20 protein-coding genes are annotated in these 23371 nt (G+C 62.9%); 3 read left to right on the forward strand and 17 right to left on the reverse strand.

The annotated features are described in order from the left end of the window. Positions 1 to 22: 22 nt before the first annotated feature. The 7 genes from nirB to E4662_RS00545 all read right to left on the reverse strand — a co-directional run bounded on the left by nirB (position 23) and on the right by E4662_RS00545 (position 9293). The gene (nirB, locus tag E4662_RS00515) at positions 23 to 2464 is read right to left on the reverse strand and encodes a nitrite reductase large subunit NirB (RefSeq protein WP_136439299.1); all 2442 of its coding nucleotides are present in this window, start codon (positions 2462 to 2464) and stop codon (positions 23 to 25) included. 53 nt (positions 2465 to 2517) lie between these two features. Continuing rightward, positions 2518 to 2946 (reverse strand): globin family protein, encoded by a 429-nt coding sequence (locus E4662_RS00520; protein WP_136439300.1) that lies wholly within the window; start codon positions 2944 to 2946, stop codon positions 2518 to 2520. A 5-nt stretch (positions 2947 to 2951) separates the two neighbouring features. Continuing rightward, positions 2952 to 4634 (reverse strand): ABC transporter ATP-binding protein, encoded by a 1683-nt coding sequence (locus tag E4662_RS00525; RefSeq protein WP_136439301.1) that lies wholly within the window; start codon positions 4632 to 4634, stop codon positions 2952 to 2954. 24 nt (positions 4635 to 4658) lie between these two features. Beyond that, positions 4659 to 5735, reverse strand: coding sequence for an ABC transporter permease (locus tag E4662_RS00530; protein ID WP_136439302.1), 1077 nt, complete (start codon positions 5733 to 5735; stop codon positions 4659 to 4661). A gap of 157 nt (positions 5736 to 5892) precedes the next feature. Beyond that, positions 5893 to 7257 carry a CmpA/NrtA family ABC transporter substrate-binding protein gene (locus tag E4662_RS00535; RefSeq protein WP_136439303.1) on the reverse strand — a complete coding sequence of 455 codons (1365 nt, stop codon included), beginning with the start codon at positions 7255 to 7257 and terminating at the stop codon, positions 5893 to 5895. A 279-nt stretch (positions 7258 to 7536) separates the two neighbouring features. Further along, positions 7537 to 8712: an ABC transporter substrate-binding protein gene (locus E4662_RS00540; protein WP_136439304.1), complete on the reverse strand. Its 1176-nt coding sequence runs from the start codon at positions 8710 to 8712 to the stop codon at positions 7537 to 7539. Next, entirely contained in the window at positions 8709 to 9293 is a 585-nt protein-coding gene (locus E4662_RS00545) for an ANTAR domain-containing response regulator (RefSeq protein WP_136439305.1), read from the reverse strand. The genes E4662_RS00540 and E4662_RS00545 overlap by 4 nt, the downstream gene beginning before the upstream one ends. Before the next feature lie 293 nt (positions 9294 to 9586). On the opposite strand from E4662_RS00545, the gene E4662_RS00550 reads away from it, so the two are divergent. Then, a complete protein-coding gene (locus E4662_RS00550) occupies positions 9587 to 10615 on the forward strand; it encodes an alpha/beta hydrolase (protein WP_168797851.1) in 1029 nt (342 codons plus the stop codon). Positions 10616 to 10621: 6 nt separating this feature from the next. Here E4662_RS00550 and E4662_RS00555 read toward each other — a convergent pair whose 3' ends face one another. The 5 genes from E4662_RS00555 to E4662_RS00575 form a co-directional block, all read right to left on the reverse strand. After that, complete coding sequence (locus E4662_RS00555; RefSeq protein WP_420819248.1) at positions 10622 to 11470, reverse strand: D-amino-acid transaminase; 849 nt, start codon at positions 11468 to 11470, stop codon at positions 10622 to 10624. Between the two features lie 13 nt (positions 11471 to 11483). Then, positions 11484 to 12230 (reverse strand): amino acid ABC transporter ATP-binding protein, encoded by a 747-nt coding sequence (locus tag E4662_RS00560; protein ID WP_136439308.1) that lies wholly within the window; start codon positions 12228 to 12230, stop codon positions 11484 to 11486. 14 nt (positions 12231 to 12244) lie between these two features. Next, the gene (locus tag E4662_RS00565) at positions 12245 to 13138 is read right to left on the reverse strand and encodes an amino acid ABC transporter permease (RefSeq protein ID WP_136439309.1); all 894 of its coding nucleotides are present in this window, start codon (positions 13136 to 13138) and stop codon (positions 12245 to 12247) included. A 1-nt stretch (position 13139) separates the two neighbouring features. After that, the gene (locus E4662_RS00570) at positions 13140 to 13895 is read right to left on the reverse strand and encodes an amino acid ABC transporter permease (RefSeq protein WP_136439310.1); all 756 of its coding nucleotides are present in this window, start codon (positions 13893 to 13895) and stop codon (positions 13140 to 13142) included. A gap of 81 nt (positions 13896 to 13976) precedes the next feature. Then, positions 13977 to 14810: a transporter substrate-binding domain-containing protein gene (locus E4662_RS00575; RefSeq protein WP_136439311.1), complete on the reverse strand. Its 834-nt coding sequence runs from the start codon at positions 14808 to 14810 to the stop codon at positions 13977 to 13979. 190 nt (positions 14811 to 15000) lie between these two features. On the opposite strand from E4662_RS00575, the gene E4662_RS00580 reads away from it, so the two are divergent. Then, entirely contained in the window at positions 15001 to 15894 is an 894-nt protein-coding gene (locus E4662_RS00580; RefSeq protein WP_168797852.1) for a LysR substrate-binding domain-containing protein, read from the forward strand. A gap of 23 nt (positions 15895 to 15917) precedes the next feature. Here E4662_RS00580 and E4662_RS00585 read toward each other — a convergent pair whose 3' ends face one another. The 5 genes from E4662_RS00585 to E4662_RS00605 are packed head-to-tail and all read right to left on the reverse strand — an operon-like array spanning position 15918 to position 22342. Continuing rightward, entirely contained in the window at positions 15918 to 17258 is a 1341-nt protein-coding gene (locus tag E4662_RS00585; RefSeq protein ID WP_136439313.1) for an MmgE/PrpD family protein, read from the reverse strand. Next, positions 17255 to 17827, reverse strand: a complete 573-nt coding sequence (locus tag E4662_RS00590; protein ID WP_136439314.1) for a sarcosine oxidase subunit gamma — start codon at positions 17825 to 17827, stop codon at positions 17255 to 17257. Before E4662_RS00590 ends, E4662_RS00585 begins: the two co-directional genes overlap by 4 nt. Next, entirely contained in the window at positions 17820 to 20813 is a 2994-nt protein-coding gene (locus E4662_RS00595; RefSeq protein ID WP_136439315.1) for a sarcosine oxidase subunit alpha family protein, read from the reverse strand. The genes E4662_RS00590 and E4662_RS00595 overlap by 8 nt, the downstream gene beginning before the upstream one ends. Next, positions 20810 to 21076, reverse strand: coding sequence for a sarcosine oxidase subunit delta (locus E4662_RS00600; protein WP_206080238.1), 267 nt, complete (start codon positions 21074 to 21076; stop codon positions 20810 to 20812). The genes E4662_RS00595 and E4662_RS00600 overlap by 4 nt, the downstream gene beginning before the upstream one ends. Positions 21077 to 21085: 9 nt before the next feature. Beyond that, a complete protein-coding gene (locus E4662_RS00605) occupies positions 21086 to 22342 on the reverse strand; it encodes a sarcosine oxidase subunit beta family protein (RefSeq protein WP_136439316.1) in 1257 nt (418 codons plus the stop codon). Between the two features lie 150 nt (positions 22343 to 22492). Here E4662_RS00605 and E4662_RS00610 point away from each other — a divergent pair, with 150 nt between their 5' ends. Further along, positions 22493 to 23344, forward strand: a complete 852-nt coding sequence (locus E4662_RS00610; protein WP_168797853.1) for a MurR/RpiR family transcriptional regulator — start codon at positions 22493 to 22495, stop codon at positions 23342 to 23344. Positions 23345 to 23371 lie beyond the last annotated feature (27 nt).

The following is a 23371-nucleotide window of genomic DNA, read 5'->3' on the forward strand; positions in this document are numbered from 1 at the left end:
TCAGGCCCGGGACACGTCTTTCTTATTCGGCGGCGATTTGGGTCAGATCGGCCACCGGGGCGAACTCTTCGGGCTTGTCCGTATGTTCGGCCCACGGATCCTTGCGATAGACGGACTGGCTCAGCTCGAAGGCCTCGTTGAGGCGCTTGCGCTCTTCGAGATCGTCCACAACCCGTTCCTTGACCCAGTCGAGGCCAACCTTGGCGACCCATTTGTAAGGGCGATCAAGGTACTGGGCGTTTTCGCGGTAGAGCTGCATGAAGGCGGTGGCCAGTTCGATGGCCTCCTCTTCGGTGGCCACATCCGCCAGACGTTCGGTTTCCTTCACGTCCATGCCTGCCGCGCCCGCGACACCGATCTGGTAGCCGCTGTCGACGCAGACCACACCGATGTCCTTGCAGGTGGCTTCGGCGCAATTGCGCGGGCAGCCCGAGACCGCCAGCTTGACCTTGTGCGGGGTCCAGGAGCCCCAGAGCTTTTTCTCAAGCTTGATGCCAAGCCCGGTCGAATCCTGTGTGCCGAAGCGGCAGTGATCCTTGCCGACGCAGGTTTTCACCGTCCTGAGGCCCTTGGAGTAGGCGTGGCCCGAGACCATGCCAGCGGCATTGAGATCGGCCCAGATGTTCGGCAGATCCTCGCCTTTGACGCCCAGAAGGTCGATGCGCTGACCGCCGGTGACGTGCACAGTGGGCACGTTGTACTTGTCAGCGGCATCCGCGATGGCGCGCAGCTCGTCCGGGGTGGTCATCCCGCCCCACATGCGCGGCACGACCGAAAAGGTACCGTCCTTCTGGATGTTGGCGTGGCGGCGCTCGTTGACGAAGCGAGACTGCGGGTCATCCTGATATTCAAGCGGCCAGTCGGCCAGCAGGTAGTAGTTCACCGCCGGGCGGCAGGTCGGACAGCCGTTGACCGTCTTCCAACCCAGTTCCTGCCAGACAGCCGCCTGGGATTTCAGACCTTTGGCCTTGATCAGGCGGCGCACGTCCTCATGGGTGTGATCGCAGCAGCCACACATGGGCTGGGCGGTCGGCGCGGCGTAGGAATCGCCGAGCGTGACTTCGAGAAGTTGCTCGACCAGCCCGGTGCAGGTGCCGCAGGAGGCAGACGCCTTGGTGGTGGCGCGCAGCGCGGGAATGTCCGTCGCCCCGTCGCCAATTGCCTTTACAATGGTTCCTTTGCAAACGCCGTTACAGCCACAGATTTCCGCATCATCCGGCAAGGCTGCAACGGCTGAGAGAGGGTCCACAGCGGCACCTCCCTGATAGGCCGGGCCAAAGATCAGCGTCTCGCGCATCTCGGAGATGTCGGTGCCGTCCTTGATCAGGCCAAAGAACCAGTTGCCATCGGCCGTATCGCCGTAAAGCACCGCGCCAATGACTTTGTTGTCCTCGATCACGAGGCGCTTGTACTGGCCACGGGCGGGATCGCGGAAGACTATGTCCTCGCGCCCTTCCCCTTCGGCAAAATCCCCGGCGCTGAACAGGTTACATCCGGTGACTTTCAGCTTGGTCGAAAGCTCCTTTTGCGCAAAGGCCGCCTCTTCACCGATCAGGGTTTGCGCCACGACCTTTGCCTGATCGTAGAGCGGCGCGACGAGACCGAAGATCGCGCCGTTGTGCTCGATGCACTCCCCCACCGAAAGGATGTTCGGGTCAGAGGTGACCATGGCGTCATCCACGTGGATGCCGCGCCCGCAGGCCAGACCGGCCTCGGTGGCCAGAGCCGTGTTCGGGCGGATGCCCACGGCCATGACCAGAAGATCACAGGGCAGTTCGGTGCCGTTCTCAAGCTCCAGCGCGCGGACCTTGCCGTCCTCACCGAGGATCTGCTTGGAGTTGGTGGAGACCAGCACGTTGATGCCGCGCCCCACGAGTTCCTTGCGCAGAAGGTAACCCGCCGCCTCGTCGAGCTGACGCTCCATCAGGTGGCCCATCAGGTGCACCACGGTCACGTCCATGCCGCGCAGTTGCAGACCCGCCGCCGCTTCCAGCCCGAGCAGACCGCCGCCGATCACAACGGCCTTGGCGCCGGGCTTGGCGGCCTCGTCGATCATGCGGTTGGTGTCTTCGAGATCGCGATAGGCGATGACCCCGTCGAGATCATGACCCGGCATCGGGATGATGAAGGGGTTGGAGCCGGTGGCGATCAGCAGCTTGTCATAAGCCACGTCACCCTTTTCGCCGGTGACGGTTTTCGCGTCGCGGTCAATGGCGACCACCTTTTCGCCGAAGCGGCAGGTGACATCATGTTCCGCATACCAGGCGTCATCGTGGATGACGATGTCCTCGTAGGTCTTCTCGCCGGACAGCACCGGAGAGAGCATGATGCGGTTGTAGTTGCCGCGCGGCTCGCCGTTGAAGAGGGTAACGTCCCATTCACCCGGCTCTGCTTCGAAAAGGTGTTCCAGCGCGCGGCCCGAGGCCATCCCTGCGCCGACAACCACCAGTTTTTTCTTACCCATGGTTTTGTCCTTACGTGTCTTCGTGAGGCTGGCGGCGGGTGCCGCAAGCCGGGTTATCCTGCTTTGCGCTCAGCGCCGTAGGCCGCGTCGATCATGACCCCTGCCAGGGTTGCGTAGGCCTGAGTCCAGGCCTCGCGGACCGCCGGTGTGAAGGCCTCGCCCAGCCCGGCCTCCAGCGTGCGCAGCAGCGATGCGCCAACCTTGTCGTAGTCCTCGGCGGCCACGCCGTAGTCCACGTGGCGCACGGCCAGCGCCTGGGCGACCGGAACGATCTTGTCCAGGTCGCGCAGACCGTTGACCACCGCCGCCAATGTCGCCATCAGCTTTGCGCCCTGATCGGCCATGTTGGCGCCTTCGAAGTACGGTTTCACCTCCGGGGCCGTTTCGAACAGATCGGCGTAGAATATCTTGGCCGCGGCGTCCTTGATCGGCACAACCTTGGCAAAACTGTCCTGTACGAGGCGGATGGTCTGGTCCTGCATGGCGCTCACTCCGCTGCGATGGCTTTGGGCTCGGGCTTTGGCTTCGGCTTGGCGCCGTGCTCATACTCCTCAAGGAAATCAAGCACCTGCTGGCGGTACGTGTAGTAATCCGGGTGCTCAAGCAGGGCCTTGCGGGTGCGCGGGCGCGGCAGGTCCACATCAACGATCTTGCCGATGGTGGCCTGCGGTCCGTTGGTCATCATCACCACGCGGTCCGCCAGAAGGATGGCCTCGTCCACGTCGTGGGTGACGCAGATCGCGGTGACCTTGGTGCGCGACCAGACTTCCATGAGAACCTCCTGAAGCTCCCAGCGCGTGAGGCTGTCGAGCATGCCGAAAGGCTCATCGAGAAGCAGGAGTTTCGGCGAGAGGGCAAAGGCGCGGGCGATGCCGACGCGCTGTTGCATGCCGTTGGACATATCCGCTGTCGAGCGGTCCATCGCATCGGCGAGGCCGACCCGTTCGAGGTAGTATTCGACCACGTCCTGGCGTTCCGCCTGAGAGGCGCGCGGGTAGACCTTGTCCACGCCAATGGCGCAGTTTTCACGGGCCGAGAGCCAGGGGAAGAGGTTCGGCGACTGGAAGACCACCGCCCGCTCCGGGTCCGCGCCGGTCACGCCGCGCCCGTCGAGGTTGATGACGCCTTTGGAGACTTCATTGAGCCCCGCCGCCATGGTCAGAACCGTGGATTTGCCGCAGCCGGAGTGACCGATCAGCGAGATGAACTCGCCTTTGTTCACCTTCAGGTCGAAATTCTCGACCACGGTGAGCGGGCCTTTGGGTGTGGGGTAGATCTTGTGCAGCTGCGAGAACTCGAGGAACTTGTCCTCGCGCGAGGAGCCGGACGCTTCCTTGACCACCGCAGGCACGGAATGGATCGGGGTGACATTCGGCAAGATGCGGCTGCCTTCGACGCGGCCTTCGATGCCCACATCCATCAGGTAGTTCGTGACCTGCATGCGCAGTTGTTTGAAGGTCTCGTTGGTGTTCATCTCCATCCGGTCGCGCGGGCGCGGGATGGTGACCTTGAACTCTTCGCCCAGCGTGCCATCGGGGTTCAGCGCGATGATGCGGTCCGCGAGGATGATCGCTTCGTCCACGTCATTGGTGATCAGCACGCAGGTTTTCTTGTCCTGCTCCCAGATGTGCTCGATCTCGTCCGCCAGGTTGGCGCGGGTGAGCGCGTCCAGCGCCGAGAGCGGCTCGTCGAGCAGAAGGCATTCCGGCGACATGGCCAGCGCGCGGGCCACGTTGACCCGCTGGCGCATCCCGCCCGACAGCTCCGCAGGGCGGCGCGCGGCGGCGTGGCTGAGGCCCACCATGTCGACGTATTTGGAGACCGTGGCCTGTTTCTCGTCCTTGGGCATCTTGGGGAAGACACTGTCGAGCGCGAGGCGGACATTCCCTTCGACCGTGAGCCAGGGCATGAGCGAGTAGCTCTGGAAGATCACGCCGCGTTCCGGGCCGGGGCCGTCAACGGGTTTGCCACGATAGGTCACGCTGCCCGTGGTGGGCATTTCCAGCCCGGCCATGAGGTTGATCAGCGTGGTCTTGCCGGTGCCGGAGAAGCCGAGGAGCACGAGGAACTCGCCCTCCTCCACTTCGAGGTTGATGTCCTTCAGAACGTCGGTGGCATGGGTGCCGGTGCCGAAGGATTTGGAAACGTTGTCAAACTTGAGAAAACTCATGTGACTTGTCCTTGCCTTGGCGCCTTAGCGCTGGTTCGTGAAGGTGAAGAGCGACTGCAGGGCATACATCACGCGATCGAGCAGGAAGCCGATGATGCCGATGGTGAAGACCGCCACCATGATCTTGGCGAGCGAGCTCGAAGAGCCGTTCTGGAACTCGTCCCAGACAAACTTGCCGAGACCGGGGTTCTGGGCGAGCATTTCCGCCGCGATGAGCACCATCCAGCCAACACCGAGCGACAGACGCAGGCCGGTGAAGATCAGCGGCAGGGCGGAAGGCAGAACCAGCTTGGTAATCTTGGTATAGGTGTTCATTTTCAGAACTTTGGAGACGTTCACCAAGTCCTTGTCGATGGAGGCCACGCCCAGCGCGGTGTTGATCAGAGTCGGCCAGAGCGAGCAGAGCGTCACGGTGATCGCCGAGATCAGGAAGGACTTGGAGAACAGACCGTCGTTGGTGGCGTAGACCGCCGAGACGATCATGGTCACGATGGGCAGCCAGGCCAGCGGGCTGACCGGCTTGAAGATCTGAACGATCGGGTTGATCGCCGCGTTGGCGGAGGGTGACAGGCCCGCCGCGATGCCAAGCGGCACGGCCACAACGGTGGCGATCAGGAAGCCGAAGAAGACGGTTTTGATCGAGGTCCAGATCTGTGCGTAATAGGTCGGCGCGCCGGTGAAGGCACGTTCCTTGGGCTCCTTGCCCTGCGCGATCAGACGTTCGTTGAGCTGGGCAACTTTGGCCTCGAAGGCGGCGCGTTTGACCGCCTTGGCCTGCGCGTCCTCATGCAGGTTCACCGCCTCTTCCCAGACCTGAGCCGGGCCGGGCACCGCGCCGAGCGAGGTCTGAACCTTGGGCGCGAGCGTGCCCCAGAGCAGCAGGAAGCCGACGATGGCAAGCAGCGGCACCGCCAGCAGGCGCCAGATTTCCTTCATCTGCGCCCGGGGGTTGTCCCCGGCGGCGGCTTTGAGGATCGGTGTCAGCCAGGCGAGGCCCAACACGCCGAACCACTTGTCAGCTGCGTTGATGTGGGTGAACAGACGCGCGCGCCGGGCTTCCCGGTCGGCCTCTGCGGCGAAATTCGGATCGACAGTTGTCATGATCTCGGGTCCTTGTCTCTCCCCCACCCCGGCCCTCCCCAAGGGGAGGGAGCGCGGATGGCAGGGTCAGCGGAGTGCGGCGGGACGGCCGCGCGCGGGTCATTTTGGGAGCGGCCCTCTCCCCCGTGGGGGAGAGGGTTGGGAGTGGGGGAAGGCGTCAGCCTTTAACCTCGGTGCCTTCGACGATCTGGGCGCCTTTCAGGCCGATCGGCAGGCTTTCGAGGTAAGCGTTGGGCGCTTTGCCGTCGTAGGGGATGCCGTCGATGATGTCGGCCGCCGGGGTCGGCGCCTTGTAGCCATCGCTGTCCCAGGGGAAGTCGGCCTCATTGGCGAGCCCTTCGTCCACCAGCATGCGGGCCGCTTCGAGGTAGATCTCCGGCTTATAGACCTGCTTGGCGACTTCGTCGTACCAGCTGTCCGGCTTGGCTTCCGCGATCTGGCCCCAGCGGCGCATCTGGGTCAGGTACCAGATGGCGTCGGAGTAGAACGGATACGTCGCGTTGTAGCGGAAGAACACGTTGAAGTCGGGAACAGAGCGCTTATCGCCCTTCTCATACTCGAAGGTGCCGGTCATGGAGTTGGCGATCACCTCGGCGTCCGCACCCACGTATTCCGGGCGCGACAGGATCTCCACCGCTTCCATGCGGTTGGCGTTGTCGTTCTCGTCGAGCCACATGGCGGCGCGGATCAGAGCTTTGGTCACGGCCAGCGTGGTGTTCGGGTTGGCGGCCTGGAATTCAGCCGACAGGCCAAAGACCTTCTCGGGGTTGTTCTTCCACAGCTCGTAGTCGGTGATGACCGGAACGCCGATGCCTTTGAACACGGCCTGCTGGTTCCAAGGTTCCCCAACGCAGTAGCCATAGATGGTGCCCGCTTCGAGGGTCGCCGGCATCTGCGGCGGAGGGGTCACGGAGAGCAGCACGTCTGCGCCAATCTGGCCGGAGATGTTTTCCGGGGAGTAGAAGCCCGGGTGCAGGCCACCGGCCGCGAGCCAGTAGCGCAGCTCGTAGTTGTGCGTGGAGACCGGGAACACCATGCCCATGTTGAAGGGCTTGCCTTCGGAGGCATACTGCTCGACCACCGGGGCCAGCGCTTCGGCGGAGATCGGGTGCTGCGGGCGGCCGTCATCCATTTTCGGGATGTTCGGCAGCATGGCTTCCCAGATCTCGTTCGACACGGTGATGCCGTTGCCGTTCAGGTCCATGGAGAAAGGCGTGATGATGTGGGCTTCGGTGCCGAAGCCGATGGTCGCCGCGAGCGGCTGACCGGCAAGCATGTGTGCGCCATCGAGCTGACCGCCGATCACACCGTCGAGCAGCACTTTCCAGTTGGCCTGTGCTTCGAGCGTGACGAACAGACCTTCGTCGAGGAAGTAGCCCTGCTCATAGGCCACCGCGAGCGGCGCCATGTCGGTCAGTTTGATAAAGCCAAAGGTCAGCTCATCTTTTTCCAGCTCCAGCTCGGCCATGGCCGGGCTGACAAGCGCCGTGGTGGCAGCAAGGCTCAGAAGAAGTCGCTTCATGGGTCGTGTCCCTTTCGGTTCTGATCATGTCCGGGGCAGCCCCGGAAAAAGAAAAAAGCCGTCGACTCACACCGCCAGGGAGGAATGGCGGAGGGTCGAGCGGCTTTGCTCAGGAAGTCCCTGTCTTAGGGAGAAACTCTTACCAGCGGGCGTCGTTGCTAGCTGATGTCCTCATATTGGCCGGGGCCAAGGGGCCGGTGCAAAGAAATATGAGTCAATTTCCGGCTTTTTTGCGGCAGCGCAGCATATTCTTCGCTGCAACTGCACAAAAAATGAGCATCACTCCGGGAGCGGCTCAAAAACACGCCCGTCGAAAAACGAGTCCTGCTGCAGAATCAGCGTGCCGCTCGCGGAGGGCACAGAGGCAGGGGCGCTCAGCGCGCCTTCGGTTTTCGAGGACGCCTCGGGCAAATCCGCCGAGGTTCCCTGCAAGGCGCGCCGATAGAGATCAGTGCGGCACACCTGCCGCGCCGCCAGCGCCGCGGCCCGGGGATCGCGGCCAATCCGCTCCGCGAGCCGAAGTGCGATCCATTCCGCCTGGCTGCGCCAGGGAAAGCCCGCCGCGCCGTGGTAAAACTCGACAAACCCCGGAACGCTGCGCTCTTCGCCTTTGGACGAGATGACCAAACGACCGGACAGCGCCCGCTCGACAAGGTCCGGCGACAGGTCGAGATAGGTTTTACGGGCGAGCATCTCGGTGGCCAGCATGCGCGAATCCGGATCGCCGAGCCAGCGCCCGGCCCGCCAGACCGCGCGGATCAGCCTTTCGGTGAGAGACGTTTCGGTTTCGGCCCAGTCGCTGCGCACGGCCAGCACCTTTTCCGGAGAAAAGCTCCAGATCGCCTTGCCCGGCAGCAACAGCGCGCCGACATTGTTTTCAACGGCCTTCGTGCCCCATGGCTCGCCGACGCAGAACGCGTCGATCTCGCCAGCGGCGATGGCTTCTGCCATGAGCGGTGGCGGCACGGTCCGGACCTCCACCGCTTCGGGCACCGCAAAGCCAAGGGCCGACAGCCAGTAGAACACCAGTTCCGCATGCATGGAGAACGGGAAAGGCACGCCGATGCGCAGGGTCTGGCCGGTAGCGGCGATCAGGGCCTTGCCGGCTTTGCCCGCGTCCTCGAAGTCAAAGTCATGGCCCAAAGCGCGGAGTTTCTCCTCCAGCGCGCGGCTGACCCCGATCACATTGCCATTGGCAGACAGCACAGAGACCGCCGAAAGCGGCGCCCCTGCCCCGCCATAACCCAAGGCCGCGGCAATCGGCACGGGAGAGAGCATATGCGCCGCGTCCACCTGACCAAAGCTGAGCATGTCGCGCAAACTGGACCAGCTGGGCGCGCGCCGCAGATCAAGCCGCAGCCCTTCTTCTTCGGCAAACCCCATTTCCTGCGCCACGATCAACGGGGCGGCATCGGTGAGCGGCATGAAGCCGATGGAAAGCTCCGTTGCTTTCATGACAGCAGCCCCGCCGCTGTCACCAGCGCCTGTGCGACCTCGGCGACGCGCTTGCCCTGATCCATCGCGGCCTTGCGCAGGATTGCGTAGGCCTCATCTTCATCAACGCCGCGCGCCTTCATGATCATGCCTTTGGCCCGGTCAATCACCTTGCGCTCTTCAAGCGCGCGCTTGGTTTCGCTCAGTTCCTTGCGCATGCGCTGGAACATGCGGAAGCGAGCGATGGCGGCGTCAAGGATAGGCCGGAGCCGATCCGGGCGCAGACCGTCAACCACATAGGCCGACACCCCCGCCTCGATTGCCGCCGTCGAAAGGCCGGCATCGGAGCGATCCACAAACATGGCCACGGGCCGTTCCATCGGACCAGAGGCCAGCGCCAGCCCTTCGAGCATGTCACGGGACGGGTTCTCGATGTCGATCAGCACGACATCCGGCTGAACCTCGCGGATGCGTCGGGACAGAGCGGTTGGCTCGGAGATGATCTGGATTTCGCACTCGCCCGCCTCTTTCAGGCTGTTGGCGATTTGCACCGCCCGATCCGCGTCGGCTTCGACCACGATTATGGAGATGCTGTCTGTCACTGGGCTGTGTGTCCACGCGTCTGGCTAACTCCCTTCTCGATGCTGCACCTGCAAAATGATGGCAATGAGAAAGCGGAGGATTGGGGCCCGCGCGCCGGGCATATGCCTATTTTTTGAGCAACTCTCGAAGCGGCTTTGCCGATTCCGCCTCCTTCGAAATCTGCGCACTGCGGGACACATTATGCCCGGTTTCTCGCCGCGGCCGCGCTGACGCCACTGCACCATTGCGCCAGCACAAAAAACTGTTCATGTGAAAACACTGGCGAAAATCTGCGCGCAACGGGTCGAGTATCGTGAAAATCCAAGCCCTTTTTCTGTGCCTGTGTCTGGTGGCTTGCGGAACCGTCCGGGAGTTGGACGGTCTGTCGCCGCCCGCGGAAGGCGCATCGCTTCAGACTGTGTTTGTCGCCACGCAGCGCAGCGCGGATCAGCTGGGCCAGTCCTTTGGCACGGCGCGGCAGACCGCGTTGAGTTTTGGCGAAGTGACCGTCTCCGTCCCGCCGAACCATCAGATTGGACGCATCGAATGGCAAAGCCCCACCCCGGATGCGCGCCGCGAGTTTGCCATCGTGGATGCGCAGCCGCAGGACAGCCTGAACGGCTTTACCCGCACGGTCTTTGACCAGCAAGACGCCGTGCCGGGCGAAGTGCTTGTTTACGTGCATGGTTTCAACACCACGGCGAGCGAAGCGGTGTTTCGCATGGCGCAGATCCAGGAAGACTTCGCCCTCGACGATCCCGGCGTTCTGTTCTCCTGGCCTTCTGCCGGACTGTCCACGGGCTATGCCTATGATCGGGACAGCGTGATTTACTCACGCGATGATCTGGTGACGGTTCTGGACGCGCTGACGCGAAAGGGGCGCCGTGTTGTGCTTGTTGCACATTCCATGGGCTCCCATCTGGCGATGGAGGCGCTGCGGCAGGCGCGGCTGACCGGCAATGACCGCTTGGTGGACAACATCTCGGCGGTGGTTCTGATGTCGCCGGACATTGATCTGGATGTTTTCCTGAGACAGGTGGAGGTGGCCGAACCCTTGCCGCAACCCTTCATGGTGCTGACCGCCGAACAGGACCGGGCGCTGTCGCTGTCCGGCCTGTTGACGGGGCGTCCGCGACTGGGGCGCACCATTGATCAGGGCTTGATCGGCCGGGACGACATTGCCGTTTTCGACTTCTCCAGCCTTGCCGATGGTCAGAACTACAATCACTTCGTGCCGGTGACCTCGCCGACGGCCATCGAGTTTATCCGCTCCCTGACCATGACCGGCGAAAATGCCCCGCACAAGCTTCGCAAGTTCCTCGCTTCCTCGAAGAAGAAGTAAGGCAGATCAGGCGGAGCGCGCCATCGAGACGTAGGTTTCGCGCAATCGCGTGGCCACCTGCCCCGGCGTGCCATCGCCCAGAGGCGCACCATCGACCGCGACAACCGGGTTCACAAAGCCGGAGGAGGAGGTGGAGAACGCCTCCCGCGCGGACGTCAGTTCGGCCACGGAAAACGGGCGTTCGATGACCTTGAGCTGAAGACTCTCGGCCAGCCGCAACACCGCCTGCCGGGTGACCCCGCGCAGGATTTCGTGGTTGGCGGTGTGGGTGATGATCTCGCCTGCCTCTGTCACGATATAGGCGTTGGCCGAAGAGCCTTCGGTGATCATCCCGTCCCGCGTCATCCAGACATCGTCAAAGCCCTGTTTCTTGGCGCGGGTCTTGGCCAGCGAGGAAAACAACAGTTGCACCGTCTTGATGTCGCTGCGCGCCCAGCGGCCGTCTTCGACCAGCGCGATGGACTGGCCGCGCGCGGCCAGTGCGTTGTCGACCAAGGGTTTGTCCTGGGTGAACATCACGAGGCTGAGCGGAGCCTCCAGCCCCGAAAAATCGAAATCCCGATCCGCCTGTCCCCGGCTGACCTGCATGTAGATCAGCCCTTCGGTGATAGCGTTTCGGGTGATCATCTCTTGATGAATGTCCAGCAAAACCGCCTTGTCCGGGGCCGGTGCCATGTCCAGCTCCGCCATCGAGCGGGCCAGCCGCGCCATGTGGGCGTCGAAATCCACCAAGGCTCCGCCAACCACAGAGGTCACTTCATAGACCGCATCGGCAAAGAGAAATCCGCGGTCAAAGACGGAAATCTTCGCATCACTTTCGGGCAGGTAAGCCCCGTTCACATAAACTGTCCGCATTGTCATGTTCCGATCAGAGGATCTGGCTGAGGAATTCCTTGGTGCGCGGGTCCTGCGCATTGTCAAAGAAGGTCTCGGGGGGGCCGTGTTCGACGATCACGCCCTTGTCGGTGAAGTAGATGTGATCGGCCACTTCGCGGGCAAAGCCCATTTCGTGGGTGACAAGGATACAGGTCATGCCCTCGGCAGCCAGATCCTTGATCGTGACCAGCACTTCCTTGACCGTCTCGGGATCAAGCGCCGCCGTGACCTCGTCAAACAACATCACGTCCGGGCTCATGGCGAGCGACCGGGCGATTGCCACGCGCTGTTGCTGCCCGCCGGAGAGCTCGCCGGGATAGCTGTTTTCCTTGCCTTCAAGCCGCACCTTGCGCAGCAACTCGCGGGCGCGGGTTTCGACCTCTGCCTTGTTCTGCTTGAGCACCTTGACCGGGGCCATCATGACGTTCTCAAGCGCGGTCTTGTGCGGGAACAGGTTGTATTGCTGGAAAACCATGCCGACCTTCTTGCGCAGTTCCAGCCTGTCGAGATTGTCGTCATGCACCTCCTGTCCTTCGACGGTGATGGAGCCGCCCTGAATGTCGTTCAGCGCGTTGATGCAGCGGATCAGGGTTGATTTGCCCGAGCCGGAAGGGCCGATGATGCAGATCACCTCGCCCTTCATGATGTCCATGGAAACGCCCTTGAGCACTTCCAGCGAGCCAAAGGCTTTCTTGACATTGTGGATCGAGACGATGGGTTGATCGGGTGTCCAGGTCATAGTCGGTCCTCCGGTCACAGTTTCAGGGCGAATTTGCGTTCAAGCCGGATGGTCAGACGCGCAATCGGGTAGCAGTAGACAAAGAAGATCAGCAGGACGAAGCCATAGAACGGCACCAGCAGTTCGGGACGGTTGTTCTCGGCCTCGATGGCCTGCCGGGTCAGGTTCAGGATTTCCTCGACGCCGAGGATCGAGACAATGGGCGTGGCCATGGTCAGGATCGCGTACCAGTTCATCCAAGGCGGGATCATGCGTTTGATGCACTGCGGCAGGATGATCTGGTAAAGCGTCTGGCGGCGGGTAAAGGCGAGGCTCTCGGCCGCTTCCCATTGCGCCGAAGGCACAGAGGCAATGGCCCCCCGGACGATCTCGGAGATGTTGGCCATGATCGGCAGGCCAAGCCCGATGACCGCCTTGGTCCAGTCGGGGATCGGAATGGTCACGCCGAACACGGTGACCTGGAAGGGAAAGCTCAGCATCACGATAAAGAGCAGCACCAGCCAGGGCGAGTTGCGGAAGATCTGGGTGATCCAGTAGCTCGCCACGCGGATCCCTTTGACCGGTGAGATCTGCCCAAGTCCGAGGAACACCCCCATGACCGTGCCAAAGAGCATCGTCATGACCGAGATCAGCACGGTAAAGACAAAGCCGCGCGTGATCAGGAAGGGCATCCAGCGCCAGAGCGCCTCAAGCGGGGTGGGTTTGCCCTCGCCCGTGCCTTGCGCCAGCGCCATCATCGGCCAGAGCAAGGCGGCGGTGAAGATCAGGAAGGGAACCCAGGGCGGGATGCTGGCCAGCCAGTGGCTGAAGTTCAGAGCGCGGGGCGTGTGGCGCGCTGTGGGCGCGGGCAACAGGACGGGCATGTCGGTGGTCGCGGGGGCCGTGAGGCCGGGAATCATGCGGCTCATGTCAGGCTCCGTATCCGGGGATGCGCATGGAGCGTTCCCACTTGTTCATGCCCAGCACCAGAATGCCGACCAAGGCGAGATAAGAGATGAACAGCACCAGCATCATCGGGTTCTGTGCCGAGGGAAAATCGTTCCAGATGGTGATCGACTGGTAGAGCAGTTCCGGCACCGCGATGACAAAGGCCTGTGTCGTGGTTTTCACGAGATTCACAAGGTTGTTGTTCAGGGACGGGATCGACACCCGAAGCGCCAGAGGCAGCACGATGTAGGCAAAGGTCTGAAGCCGGGTAAATCCCAGCGCCTCGCTGGCTTCCTGCGTGGATTTCGGCACTGCCTCGACGCCTGCGCGGAAGATTTCGACGTTGAATGCCCCAGCAAAGAAGGACAGCGAAATGATCGCCCAGCCGACATTGGAAATGATCGGCACTTCGAGCCAGCCATCGGGGCTGTAGGTCGGCGTGAACCGGCCCAGCGCGAAGTAGAAGAACAAGAGCTGCACAAATGGCGGCGTGTTGCGGAAAAACTGGATGTACCCCTGCACGATACCGCGCACAATCGCGCTGCGCGCACCCTGCATGGCGGCCCCGACGATGCCGATGATCACGCTGAAAATCACGCAGACGACGGATAGTTTGATGGTCATCCAAAGGCCACTGATGACCTTGTTCCACTGACGCTCTTCATAGAAGAAGATGAAGTTCCACGTCGGATGGTCGGCGGCAAATTGTCGGAAAAACTCCTGGAAAGCCTCCAGCATTCCGTCCCCTTCCTGTTGTGTGTCCTGTTCTGGCCTGCGCCCCGGATGGGACGCAGGTGCTGATTGGCGAGAGGCGCGGCGTTAGTCCGCGAGCCAGTCCTTGAAGCGCTCCTGCTCCTTGGCGAGGTAAGAGGTCGCCTGGATGCCCCACTTTTCCTCAAGCGCGATCAGCGTGCCGTCCACGTGCCAGTTGTACTGCATGCCCGACATAAAGCGGCCAAAGACGCAGTTTTCCTCGGCTTTCGGCACGGCCAGCGCCCAGGGGTTGTCGTCTTCGGTCGGCATCGGCATGCCAAAGCCATCCCATTCGCCCGAAGCGAGGTCAGCCATGATCGAGCTGTCGTCATAGACGAAGCCGACGCATTTCTTGTCGCGCAGAGCCTGCTTGGCTTCGGCATTGCCGGTGAAGGCGATGACCTGCGCGCCGTAACGCTCTTCAACGATCTGGTTGTAGAACGCGCCCTGCTTGCCGCAGATCGGCTTGTCGCGGATCTGTTCCCAATCGGCAAAGGCCAACGCGTCAGGTGCCAGCAGGTTGGTGCCGGAGGTGTAGTAGTTCGGGCCCACGATGCCGACGATCTCGCGGCGGTCCTTGCGGTCGGACATGGTGGCGATCATCAGGTCGATCTTGCCCTGCTCAAGGAACTGCATCCGGTTCGAGGATTGCACCGGCACCAGCTCCAGCTCGACGCCCATCGTGTCCGCCACGTCCTGCGCCATGTCGATTTCCATGCCGACGAGGCTGCCATCCGCGTTGCGATAGCCCCAGGGTTTGTAGTCCGCCTTGACGCCGACAACGAGCTTGCCGGAGGACATCACCTTGTTCCAGGTGTCGTTGCTGCACTCTGCCGCGGTCACGGCCGTGGTGGAACAAAGCACCGCAAAGGCGGTGGTCAGTGTGGTCAATGTCTTCATGTCATCTCTCCCTGAGATTGTGGACGTCGTTCCGCCCGGTTTGATCCCAGCCGACGTGTCTCGGACCGGCTGGGGAAAACGTGGCGCAGCAATTTGCGCAACTCCACGACAAACTCCGCATAGGCATTGCAAAATTTGCATAACGTTGGCGGTGATTGCTGCTATGATCCTCCGGAAAGGGAGGGTTTTCATGGAAATAGACTGGTTGGAGGACTTTCTCGCGCTGGCCTCGGGGGGCGTTTTTTCGCGCGCCGCAGATGCCCGAAATATAAGCCAATCCGCATTTACGCGCCGTATTCGCAACCTCGAACAATGGATTGGCCAGCCGCTGTTCGACCGGAGCGTGCATCCGGTGACGCTGACTCCGGTCGGCGAATCCTTCCGGGTGACGGCGCTGGAGACGGTGAATGCGCTCCACACGGCGCGCAGTGAAGCCCACGAAAAGCTGCAACGCGAAGGCGAGGTGATCAGCTTTGTCGCCCTGCACACGCTGGCCATCTCTTTCTTTCCCGAGTGGATCGCCGAATGCGCCCGGTCGCTGGGCACGCTGCGCAGCCGGGTCGTGGCTGCGGATTACTCGGGCTGTGTCGAAGATCTGATGACGGGAAACGCCGACTTCATGCTTGGCTATCACCACGCCTCGATCCCGACGATCACCGACAGCAGCAGCTACACATCGCTGGAAGTCGCTCGGGACACGCTTGTCGCGGTTTCGGGCGTCCATCCTGACGGAAGCCCAATCTTTGATTTGTCCGATCCCGGTCCCCTGCCCTTCCTGTGCTATACGCGCGACAGCTTCCTTGGCCGAATGACCACCCATGTCACCGAACGCGCCGGGCTGACGGAGCGGTTTGACGTGATCTGCGAAAATTCCGTGGCCGAAGCGCTGAAATCGGCCTGCCATGCGGGGCTTGGCGTGGCCTGGGTGCCGAAACTGGCGGCGGCGGACATGCTGGAGACGGGTCAATTGGCCCGGATCAGTGCCCCCGATCAGGAATGTACCATGCAGATCCACCTCTACCGGTCGATCGAACGCAGTCGAAAGATGATCGAACGCCTGTGGTCCTACAACGCCAGCCTGTAGCGGAGCCTTTTTTCGCAGCAGCGTCATGGCGCGCTCCCCATGATATCCGCAAAGAGCGCCAGCGGATTGACGGAGACCGAGACCGGCGCGGACCTTTGCCGCCCGGCGTAGTCCAAGGCAGCGGAGAACTTGGCGACAAGCGCATCATCGCCTTGCGGATTGTCCGGCATGCCTCTGGCCGAGCCACAAAACCCCGAAGCGCTGCGCCCGTCGCTCAAGGTCAGCGTCAGCCGCGCGCTCTCGGGATAGCGCTCCCGCATCTCGCCGGTTGACAGATCCGCCGCCTGGGCAACCTGCACTTTGTCCATGAGCGCTCTTTTGGCTGGATCATGCAAGGCCTCGGGCAGCAGATCCTCGAACCGGACACGGCCATGAAGCGCAACGCAGGCCAAGGCATAGGGCAGACTGAATTGCGCCTCCTGCGGGGTTTGCGGATCAGGGAAGACGAGGCTGATAAAGACAAGCTCGGGCACGTCTGCACGGATTGCGGCAATGTCTTCCGCCCTGCACGCCAGCGACGTCATCAGGGCGTTCATCTGGTCGATTGCGGCATGGGCGGCGGAGCAGACCGGGTTGGTCTTGAACAGCAGGCCCGGATCAACGAGGCGCCAGCGCTGCCCGAGCGTTTCCAGCGCGGACAGGTCCGCCTTGCCGCCGTTCAGCAGTTTGAGGAAGCCGCGCGCGTCCTCGAACGCCTGTTCCGGCCCGCGCAACCCGGTGCTGGCCATGCGGGCAAAGGTGATGGCGCGCCGCGCCGCGTCGCCGACGAGGAAAGGCTTGGCATCGCTGCCGAACACCGCCTTGCCGCCGCCCGTGGCCGCCGCCGCCATACCGATGGCCGATGCCATTTGCACTTCGCTCAATCCGAGCAGAACGCCCATCGCCGCCGTCGCCCCGGTCAGGCCGAAGGTGACGGTGCTCCACCAGCCCGCAAAGTAGTGATCATGGGTGCACAGATCAGCCAGCACATAGGTGATTTCCGATCCCACAACGAAGGCGCGCAGGATCTGGTCAGGCTCCGCTCCGATTTCCGCCGCAACAGCCAGAACCGCCGGGAGGATCACCGCCGAGCCATGCATGATGCCGGTGTAAGACGTGTCGTCGATGTCCCAGACGTGCGCCGCCATGCCGTTGATCGAAGCGGCCGTTTCCGCGTCTGACCGCCCTCCTGTCACCAGAGGACAAGGCCCCGCGTGCCGGGGCATGGCCGCTGCAACCCTCTTGGTGCCCGGATGCGCGCCACCGGCGATCATGGCCCCAAGGGTATCCAGCACCGCCCGCTGCCCGGCATGTGTCACCTCCGCCGGAAACGCCGGTGGGCGTGCGGCGAAGGCCGCAAAGCGTCGGGCGATCGGCTGGCTCATGCGGCCTCTCTGACTGCGATCCCGTAGGGCAACGCGTTTTCAAACAAGATGTCCCAGACGGACTCGGCCCATGTGACCGGGACAAGAATCTCGAAAGCGTCCGGGCCGGTGCAGTGCACAAGCACCGCCACGGAATGCAGGCCGGTTTGCAAAAACATGCCCGGCTTCAGCACATCGGGCGCGGTATCGACGGCGATCACCTGCGCCAGCACATCGCGCGCAATCGGCCCCGACAGCGTGATGCAGGTCCGTGCATGGCCAAGATCAAGCACGGCAAGTGCCGCGCTATTGAAAGGCGTCAGGTCCTGCGGTGTCTCGAACAACATCCTGTCCGGTGCCGTGCGCCACGCGCGGACGCCTGCCGCTTGCTGCGCCTGCCGGTAGCTGCCAAGCGCGGTCAGCCCGAGTGCTTGCAGGACCGGGTCCGCGGCCTCATCAAAATCGGACCAGCCGGCAATTTGCCAAAGCCCGGCAAGCGTACGGTTTCCAAGCACGACGCCCGCGTCACCCGGCGCGCCGAATTGTCCGGGCGTGATCCGCTCACGCAATGGGGATCTGACCTCAACCATTCTGCCGGTCTCCTTCCGGGTCAAAGAATTGCGGTGAGACCACTCTGGCCTTCAGGTCCTCGCCGCCCACGAAATTCACCACCCGGATCTCTTCCCCGGTTCGGGCCTTGCCGTTCTTCAGCAAAGCCAAAGCGATATTGCGCCCCAGGGCCGGGGAGTAGGTGGTGGAGGACACCCAGCCGTCGCCATGGCCCTTCGGCTCTTCGTTTGCCGCGAAGAGCAGCGATCCGGCCTTGGCCCCGGTGTCCCCGTCGATTTCGAGGCCAACCAGTGTTGGGCGTTCCGGGTCTTCGAGGACAGGGCGTTTGCGCAGAACCGATCCGACAAAAGGTTTCTTCGATGAAGCAAAGCCTTCGAGGCCAAGGTCCTTCAGCGTTGTGCGGCCATCAAGCTCCGGCCCGGCCACGTGGCCCTTCTCGATGCGCAGCGCGCCCATGGCTTCGGTGCCGTAGGGCCGCAGCTCAAAGTCATCCCCAGCCGAAAGAAGCGCCTCCCAGACATGGGCCGCGTGTCCTGAGGGCACATAGACTTCATAGGCCAGCTCCCCGGAGTAGGACATCCGGTGGATGCGCACCGGAACGCCGCTGATCTGCGCAAGGGTCCAATGATTGTTGGGGAGCGCATCGCGGCTCAGATCGGCCCCGGACACCGTTTGCAGCAAGGCACGGGACTTTGGTCCGGCAATGGCAAAGGCGGCCCATTGGTCCGTCACGGAGGTGACGTGCACGCGCAAGTCCTTCCACGCGGTCTGCAAAAGATGTTCGGCAAAGGCGAGGACCTTGGCGGCGTTGGCGGTGGTGGTGGTCATGACATAGTCATGCTCGCCCAGACGCGCCGTCGCGCCGTCGTCCATCACAAACCCGTCTTCGCGCAGCATCACGCCATAACGCAAACGGCCAATCGCCAGCGTCTTCCACCCGTTCACATAGACCCGATTGAGGAATTCGGCCGCATCCGGCCCCTGCACGGCAATCTTGCCCAGGGTGGACACGTCAATGATGCCGACATGCGTCCGCACGTGGGTCGCCTCGCGGATATAGGCGGCGCGCAGGTCCTCGTCCTTTTCCGGATAGTACCAAGGCCGCATCCATGCCCCGGCTTCCGTCATCTGCGCGCCATTTTCGGCGTGCCAGTGATGGAGCGGCGAGAGGCGCGTGGGGCGGAAGTGGCGGCCATGTTCATGCCCGACAAGCGCGCCCATGGTGATCGGGGTAAACGGCGGGCGGAAGGTTGTCGTGCCAACTTCGGGGATCGCCATCCCGCGCAACTCCGCCATCCGCGAGAGCGCGTTGATATTGGCGAGCTTGCCCTGATCGGTGGCCATCCCCAGCGTCGTGTAGCGTTTGAGGTGCTCGACCGAGACGTAGCCTTCGAGATGCGCCTGATCGATGTCACTGACCTTCACGTCATGCTGGAAGTCGACAAAGGCCTTGCCCTTGCAGCGCCCTTCTGCATCGAAAACCGCCCAGTTCGGGGAGAGATCGTTTTGCCAGAATGCGCCTGTGTCAAAGGCGGCGGGGCTGTCACCGGGCGCGCCCGTCGCGCCGGTCGCCCGGGCCGCCTCGGCACCGCGCCTCATGGCTTGGGTTATGACGTCTTCGAGCGAGGCCGCGGCGGCGCAGATCCCGGCAGGCTGCAACGGTTTGTCGGGATCCTCCGGCGCGATGAAGCTGCCGGAGGCGGCGTCATACACCGGCTTGCCGAAGCGCTGCGACCACAGGTGCACCGCAGGCGCCCAGCCGCCGGAGATCGCCAGAACATCCGCAGGGATGACGCGCACGGCCCCCGAGGTCCGGCTGCCGCGATCAACCGGGACCACGTCGACCGAGGTCAGACGTTTGCCGCCCTTGGCCTGCAAAACCCCGTGGCCAGTCAGGATGAAAACCCCTGCCTTTTCTGCACGGGCGCGCGTATCGGCGGCGACCTCGGCGCGCATGTCAACGAGCGTCACGAGAGCCCCGCTCCGCGCCAGATCCGCAGCGACACTATAGGCGCTGTCGTTGTTGGTGGTCACAACGGCACGCTCACCCATGAGCACGGCGAAGCGGTTCAGGTAGGTCCGAACTGCCCCCGCCAGCATCACACCGGGCAAGTCATTGCCGCCAAAGACCAAAGGCCGCTCAATCGCCCCGGTTGCCATGATCGCGCGTTTGGCATGGACCTGCCAATAGCGCTGGCGGGGCTGGGCGTCCTCGGGCACCCGAAGGTGATCCGTCACCCGCTCGACAAGAGCATAGGTGTCGCCATCGTAGGCGCCAAACGCGGTTGTGCGCGTCAGGATGCGCACGGAGTCCATGGCCTGCAATTCGGCCAGCACGGAAGCAATCCAAGCGTCGCCAGCGCCCCCAACCGGATCGGACAGGAGCGCGCCGCCCAGCGCCGTGTCCTGTTCCACAAGCAGCACCTTCGCCCCGGCGCGGCCCGCCGCGAGTGCCGCAGTCAGCCCGGCAACGCCGCCGCCAATGACAAGCACATCGCAGTACGCACCCCGCTTCTCATACCGATCCGGATCGGACAGCAGGCTGGCGCGCCCCATGCCCGCTGCCTTGCGGATGACGGTTTCGCACATCATCCAGAATTTCGTGGAGTGTTTGAACGGGCCGATAAAGGTCTTGTAATAGAACCCGGCGCTGAAAAACGGGCTGAGCCAGGTGTTCGCCGCCCCGATGTCGAATTGCAGGTTGGGCCAGGCGTTCTGCGAGGTTGATACCAGCCCGTCAAACGCCTCCGTCACCGTGGCGCGGGCGTTGGGCTCATGCCGGTCGCCGCTCCGCAGGTGAACCATGGCACCCGGCTCTTCCACCCCGGCAGAGAACACGCCGCGCGGCCTGTGGTATTTGAAGCTGCGCCCGACCAGCGACACGCCGCCGGCCAGCATCGCGGAACTCAGCGTATCCCCGGCAAAAGCGGGCAGGCTCTGGCCGTCAAAGGAGACGTTCAGCGGCTTGCTTCGATCAATCCGCCCGCCCTGATCGAGACGTTTCATGCCGCATCCTCCCGCGCCAGCCGGCAGGTGCCGATTTCATGGGTCAGCGTATTGCGTTCCAGCACAAGCCATTGACGGCATCCTTGTGCGTGGTGCCAGTATTCACGGTGCCAGCCGCGCGGGTTGTCGCGATTGAACACGTAGTCCAGCCAGGGCTGCGCCGCGCTTTCGTCCATGGCCGGACGGGTCACGCTGGCATCCTCGCCGTAGGTGAATTCGGTTTCGCTGCGAAGCCCGCAAATCGGGCAGTTGATCCTGATCATCGTCTTGTCTCAATGCGCATTCGGTTTCGGGCCCATGCCCTTTTCGTCAATCTGATAGCCGCGTTCGAAGCGGTTCAGCGTGAACTCGGCGTTGTCCGCGTGCGGGGCATCCCGCGCGATGGTGTGAGCAAAGCACCAGCCCGACGCGGGCGTCGCCTTGAAGCCGCCGTAACACCAGCCGCCGTTGAGGTAGAGCCCGTCCACCGGCGTCTTGGCGATGAAGGGGGAGCCGTCCATCGACATGTCCATCACCCCGGCCCAGTGCCGCAGCAGCTTGAGCCGCGAGACCGAGGGCATCAGCGCCTTGGCGCTGGCCAGCGTATGCTCGACAATCGGCAGCCCGCCGCGTTGGGCGTAAGAGTTGTACATGTCCAGATCGCCGCCCAGCACCAGCCCGCCCTTGTCGGACTGGCTGATGTAGAAATGCGCCGCGCCAAAGCTGATCACCGTGTCGACCAGCGGCTTGTAAGGCTCGGTGACAAAGGCTTGCAGACTATGGGTTTCGATAGGCAGTCGCAGCCCCGCCATACGGGCCAGATGCCCCGAATGCCCGGCCACACAAAGGCCGACCTTGCCCGCGCGAATGTCGCCGCGGTTGGTCTGCACCCCGACTATTCTGCCCCCTTCCCAGAGGTAGCCTGTCACCTCGCGCTGCTGAAGGATGTCCACGCCCCGCCGGTCCGCGCCGCGCGCAAAACCCCAGGCAACCGCGTCATGGCGCGCTGTCCCGGCGCGGCTTTGGTAGATCGCGCCATGGATCGGGAAACGGGCGTTTTCCGTATAGTCGAGATACGGCAGCCTGCGGCGCACCTCCGCGCGGTCGAACAACTCCGCGTCGATGCCGTTGGCCCGCATGACGTTGCCGCGCCGCCGCGCCGCATCCATCTGGCCCGGTGAATGACACAGGTTGTACTGGCCCCGCTGGGATATCATCACGTTGTAGTTGAGATCCTGGCTGAGGTTTTCCCACAGCTTCATCGAGCGTTCATAGAACATCGTGTTGCCGGGCATCATGTAATTGGAGCGCACGATTGTCGTGTTGCGCCCGGTGTTCCCGCCCCCGAGCCAGCCCTTCTCGATCACCGCGACATTGGTGATGCCGTGTTCCTTGGCGAGGTAATAGGCGGTGGCCAGCCCGTGCCCGCCCCCGCCGACGATCACGACATCATAAGATGCCTTGGGTTCAGGATCGCGCCAGGCGCGCCCCCAGGTCTTGTTGCCGCGCAAGGCGTGGCGAAAAACGGAAAAGGCCGAATAGTGGGTCATGGTGTGCCATACGATATGAGTCGGGCCACCTTTGCACCGTTTGATACTTTTCACCAAGTAAAAAATATCATTTGCGCGCTTTTCGTGCAAAACCTGCCTTGCACCCCGGCGAAAAATACCGTTTGCTTCAAAAAAATACCGGAAACTGCGATGAGCATCCTGCAAAACCTGCGTTCTGCGCTGCCTGACCTGCCCAAGAAGCTGGCCTTGGCCGCGCGTTATGCGCTCGATCATCCCGACCAGATGGCGCTGCACTCCATGCGCGCGACCGCGACAGAGGTCGGCGTGACCTCGACGACGATGCTGCGCCTCGCCCGGCATCTTGGGTACGACAGCTTTGACGATTTTCGCGCGGCGTTTCAGTCGGAGCTGGTGAGCGGTGTTTTCGCGTCCCGCGCCGGGGCCTTGCATGACGAAGGGCAATCGGACCAGGACGCGCTCGGCGATCGGATCATCAGCGCGGCCCGTGGCAATATCGGGGATCTTCACACAACTTTGCGGCAGGACGATCTCGATGCGATTGCGGTGCTGATGCGGCAAGCCTCCAACGTCTATCTGGTTGGCTCCGGTTCCTTGTTCTGGCTGGCCACGCTCATGCGCACGACCGGCGACATGGTGCTGCCGAACCTGCGTCTTGTCGGTACGGAGTTTCAAGTTGCAGCCGAGGCCATGTCCGCGCTGAAACCGGGCGATGTTGTGATTGGGTTTGCGCTGAACCCGACGGCAAAACGCACCGCCGACGCCATGCAATTTGCCCGCAAGAACGGCGCGCATCTGGTCGCCATAACCGATCGCCCCAGTTCACCGATTGCGGAAGGGGCGGAGCATGTGCTCTGCGCAAACACCGCCAGCCCGCATTATTATCCTTCCGTCGCGCCGCTCATGGTCATTGTCGAAGCCTTGCTGGCCACGGTTGTCGCCAGCGGCGACGGGCAAGAACTTCGCAGCATTCGCAAATGGGAAACCATCCGGTCGAGCAATCAGCATTACATCGAATACTGACTTCGGACGCCCGCACAGGGCCGGGAC

The sequence above is a fragment of the Pacificoceanicola onchidii genome (assembly GCF_004804335.1).
Classification (GTDB): domain Bacteria; phylum Pseudomonadota; class Alphaproteobacteria; order Rhodobacterales; family Rhodobacteraceae; genus Pacificoceanicola; species Pacificoceanicola onchidii.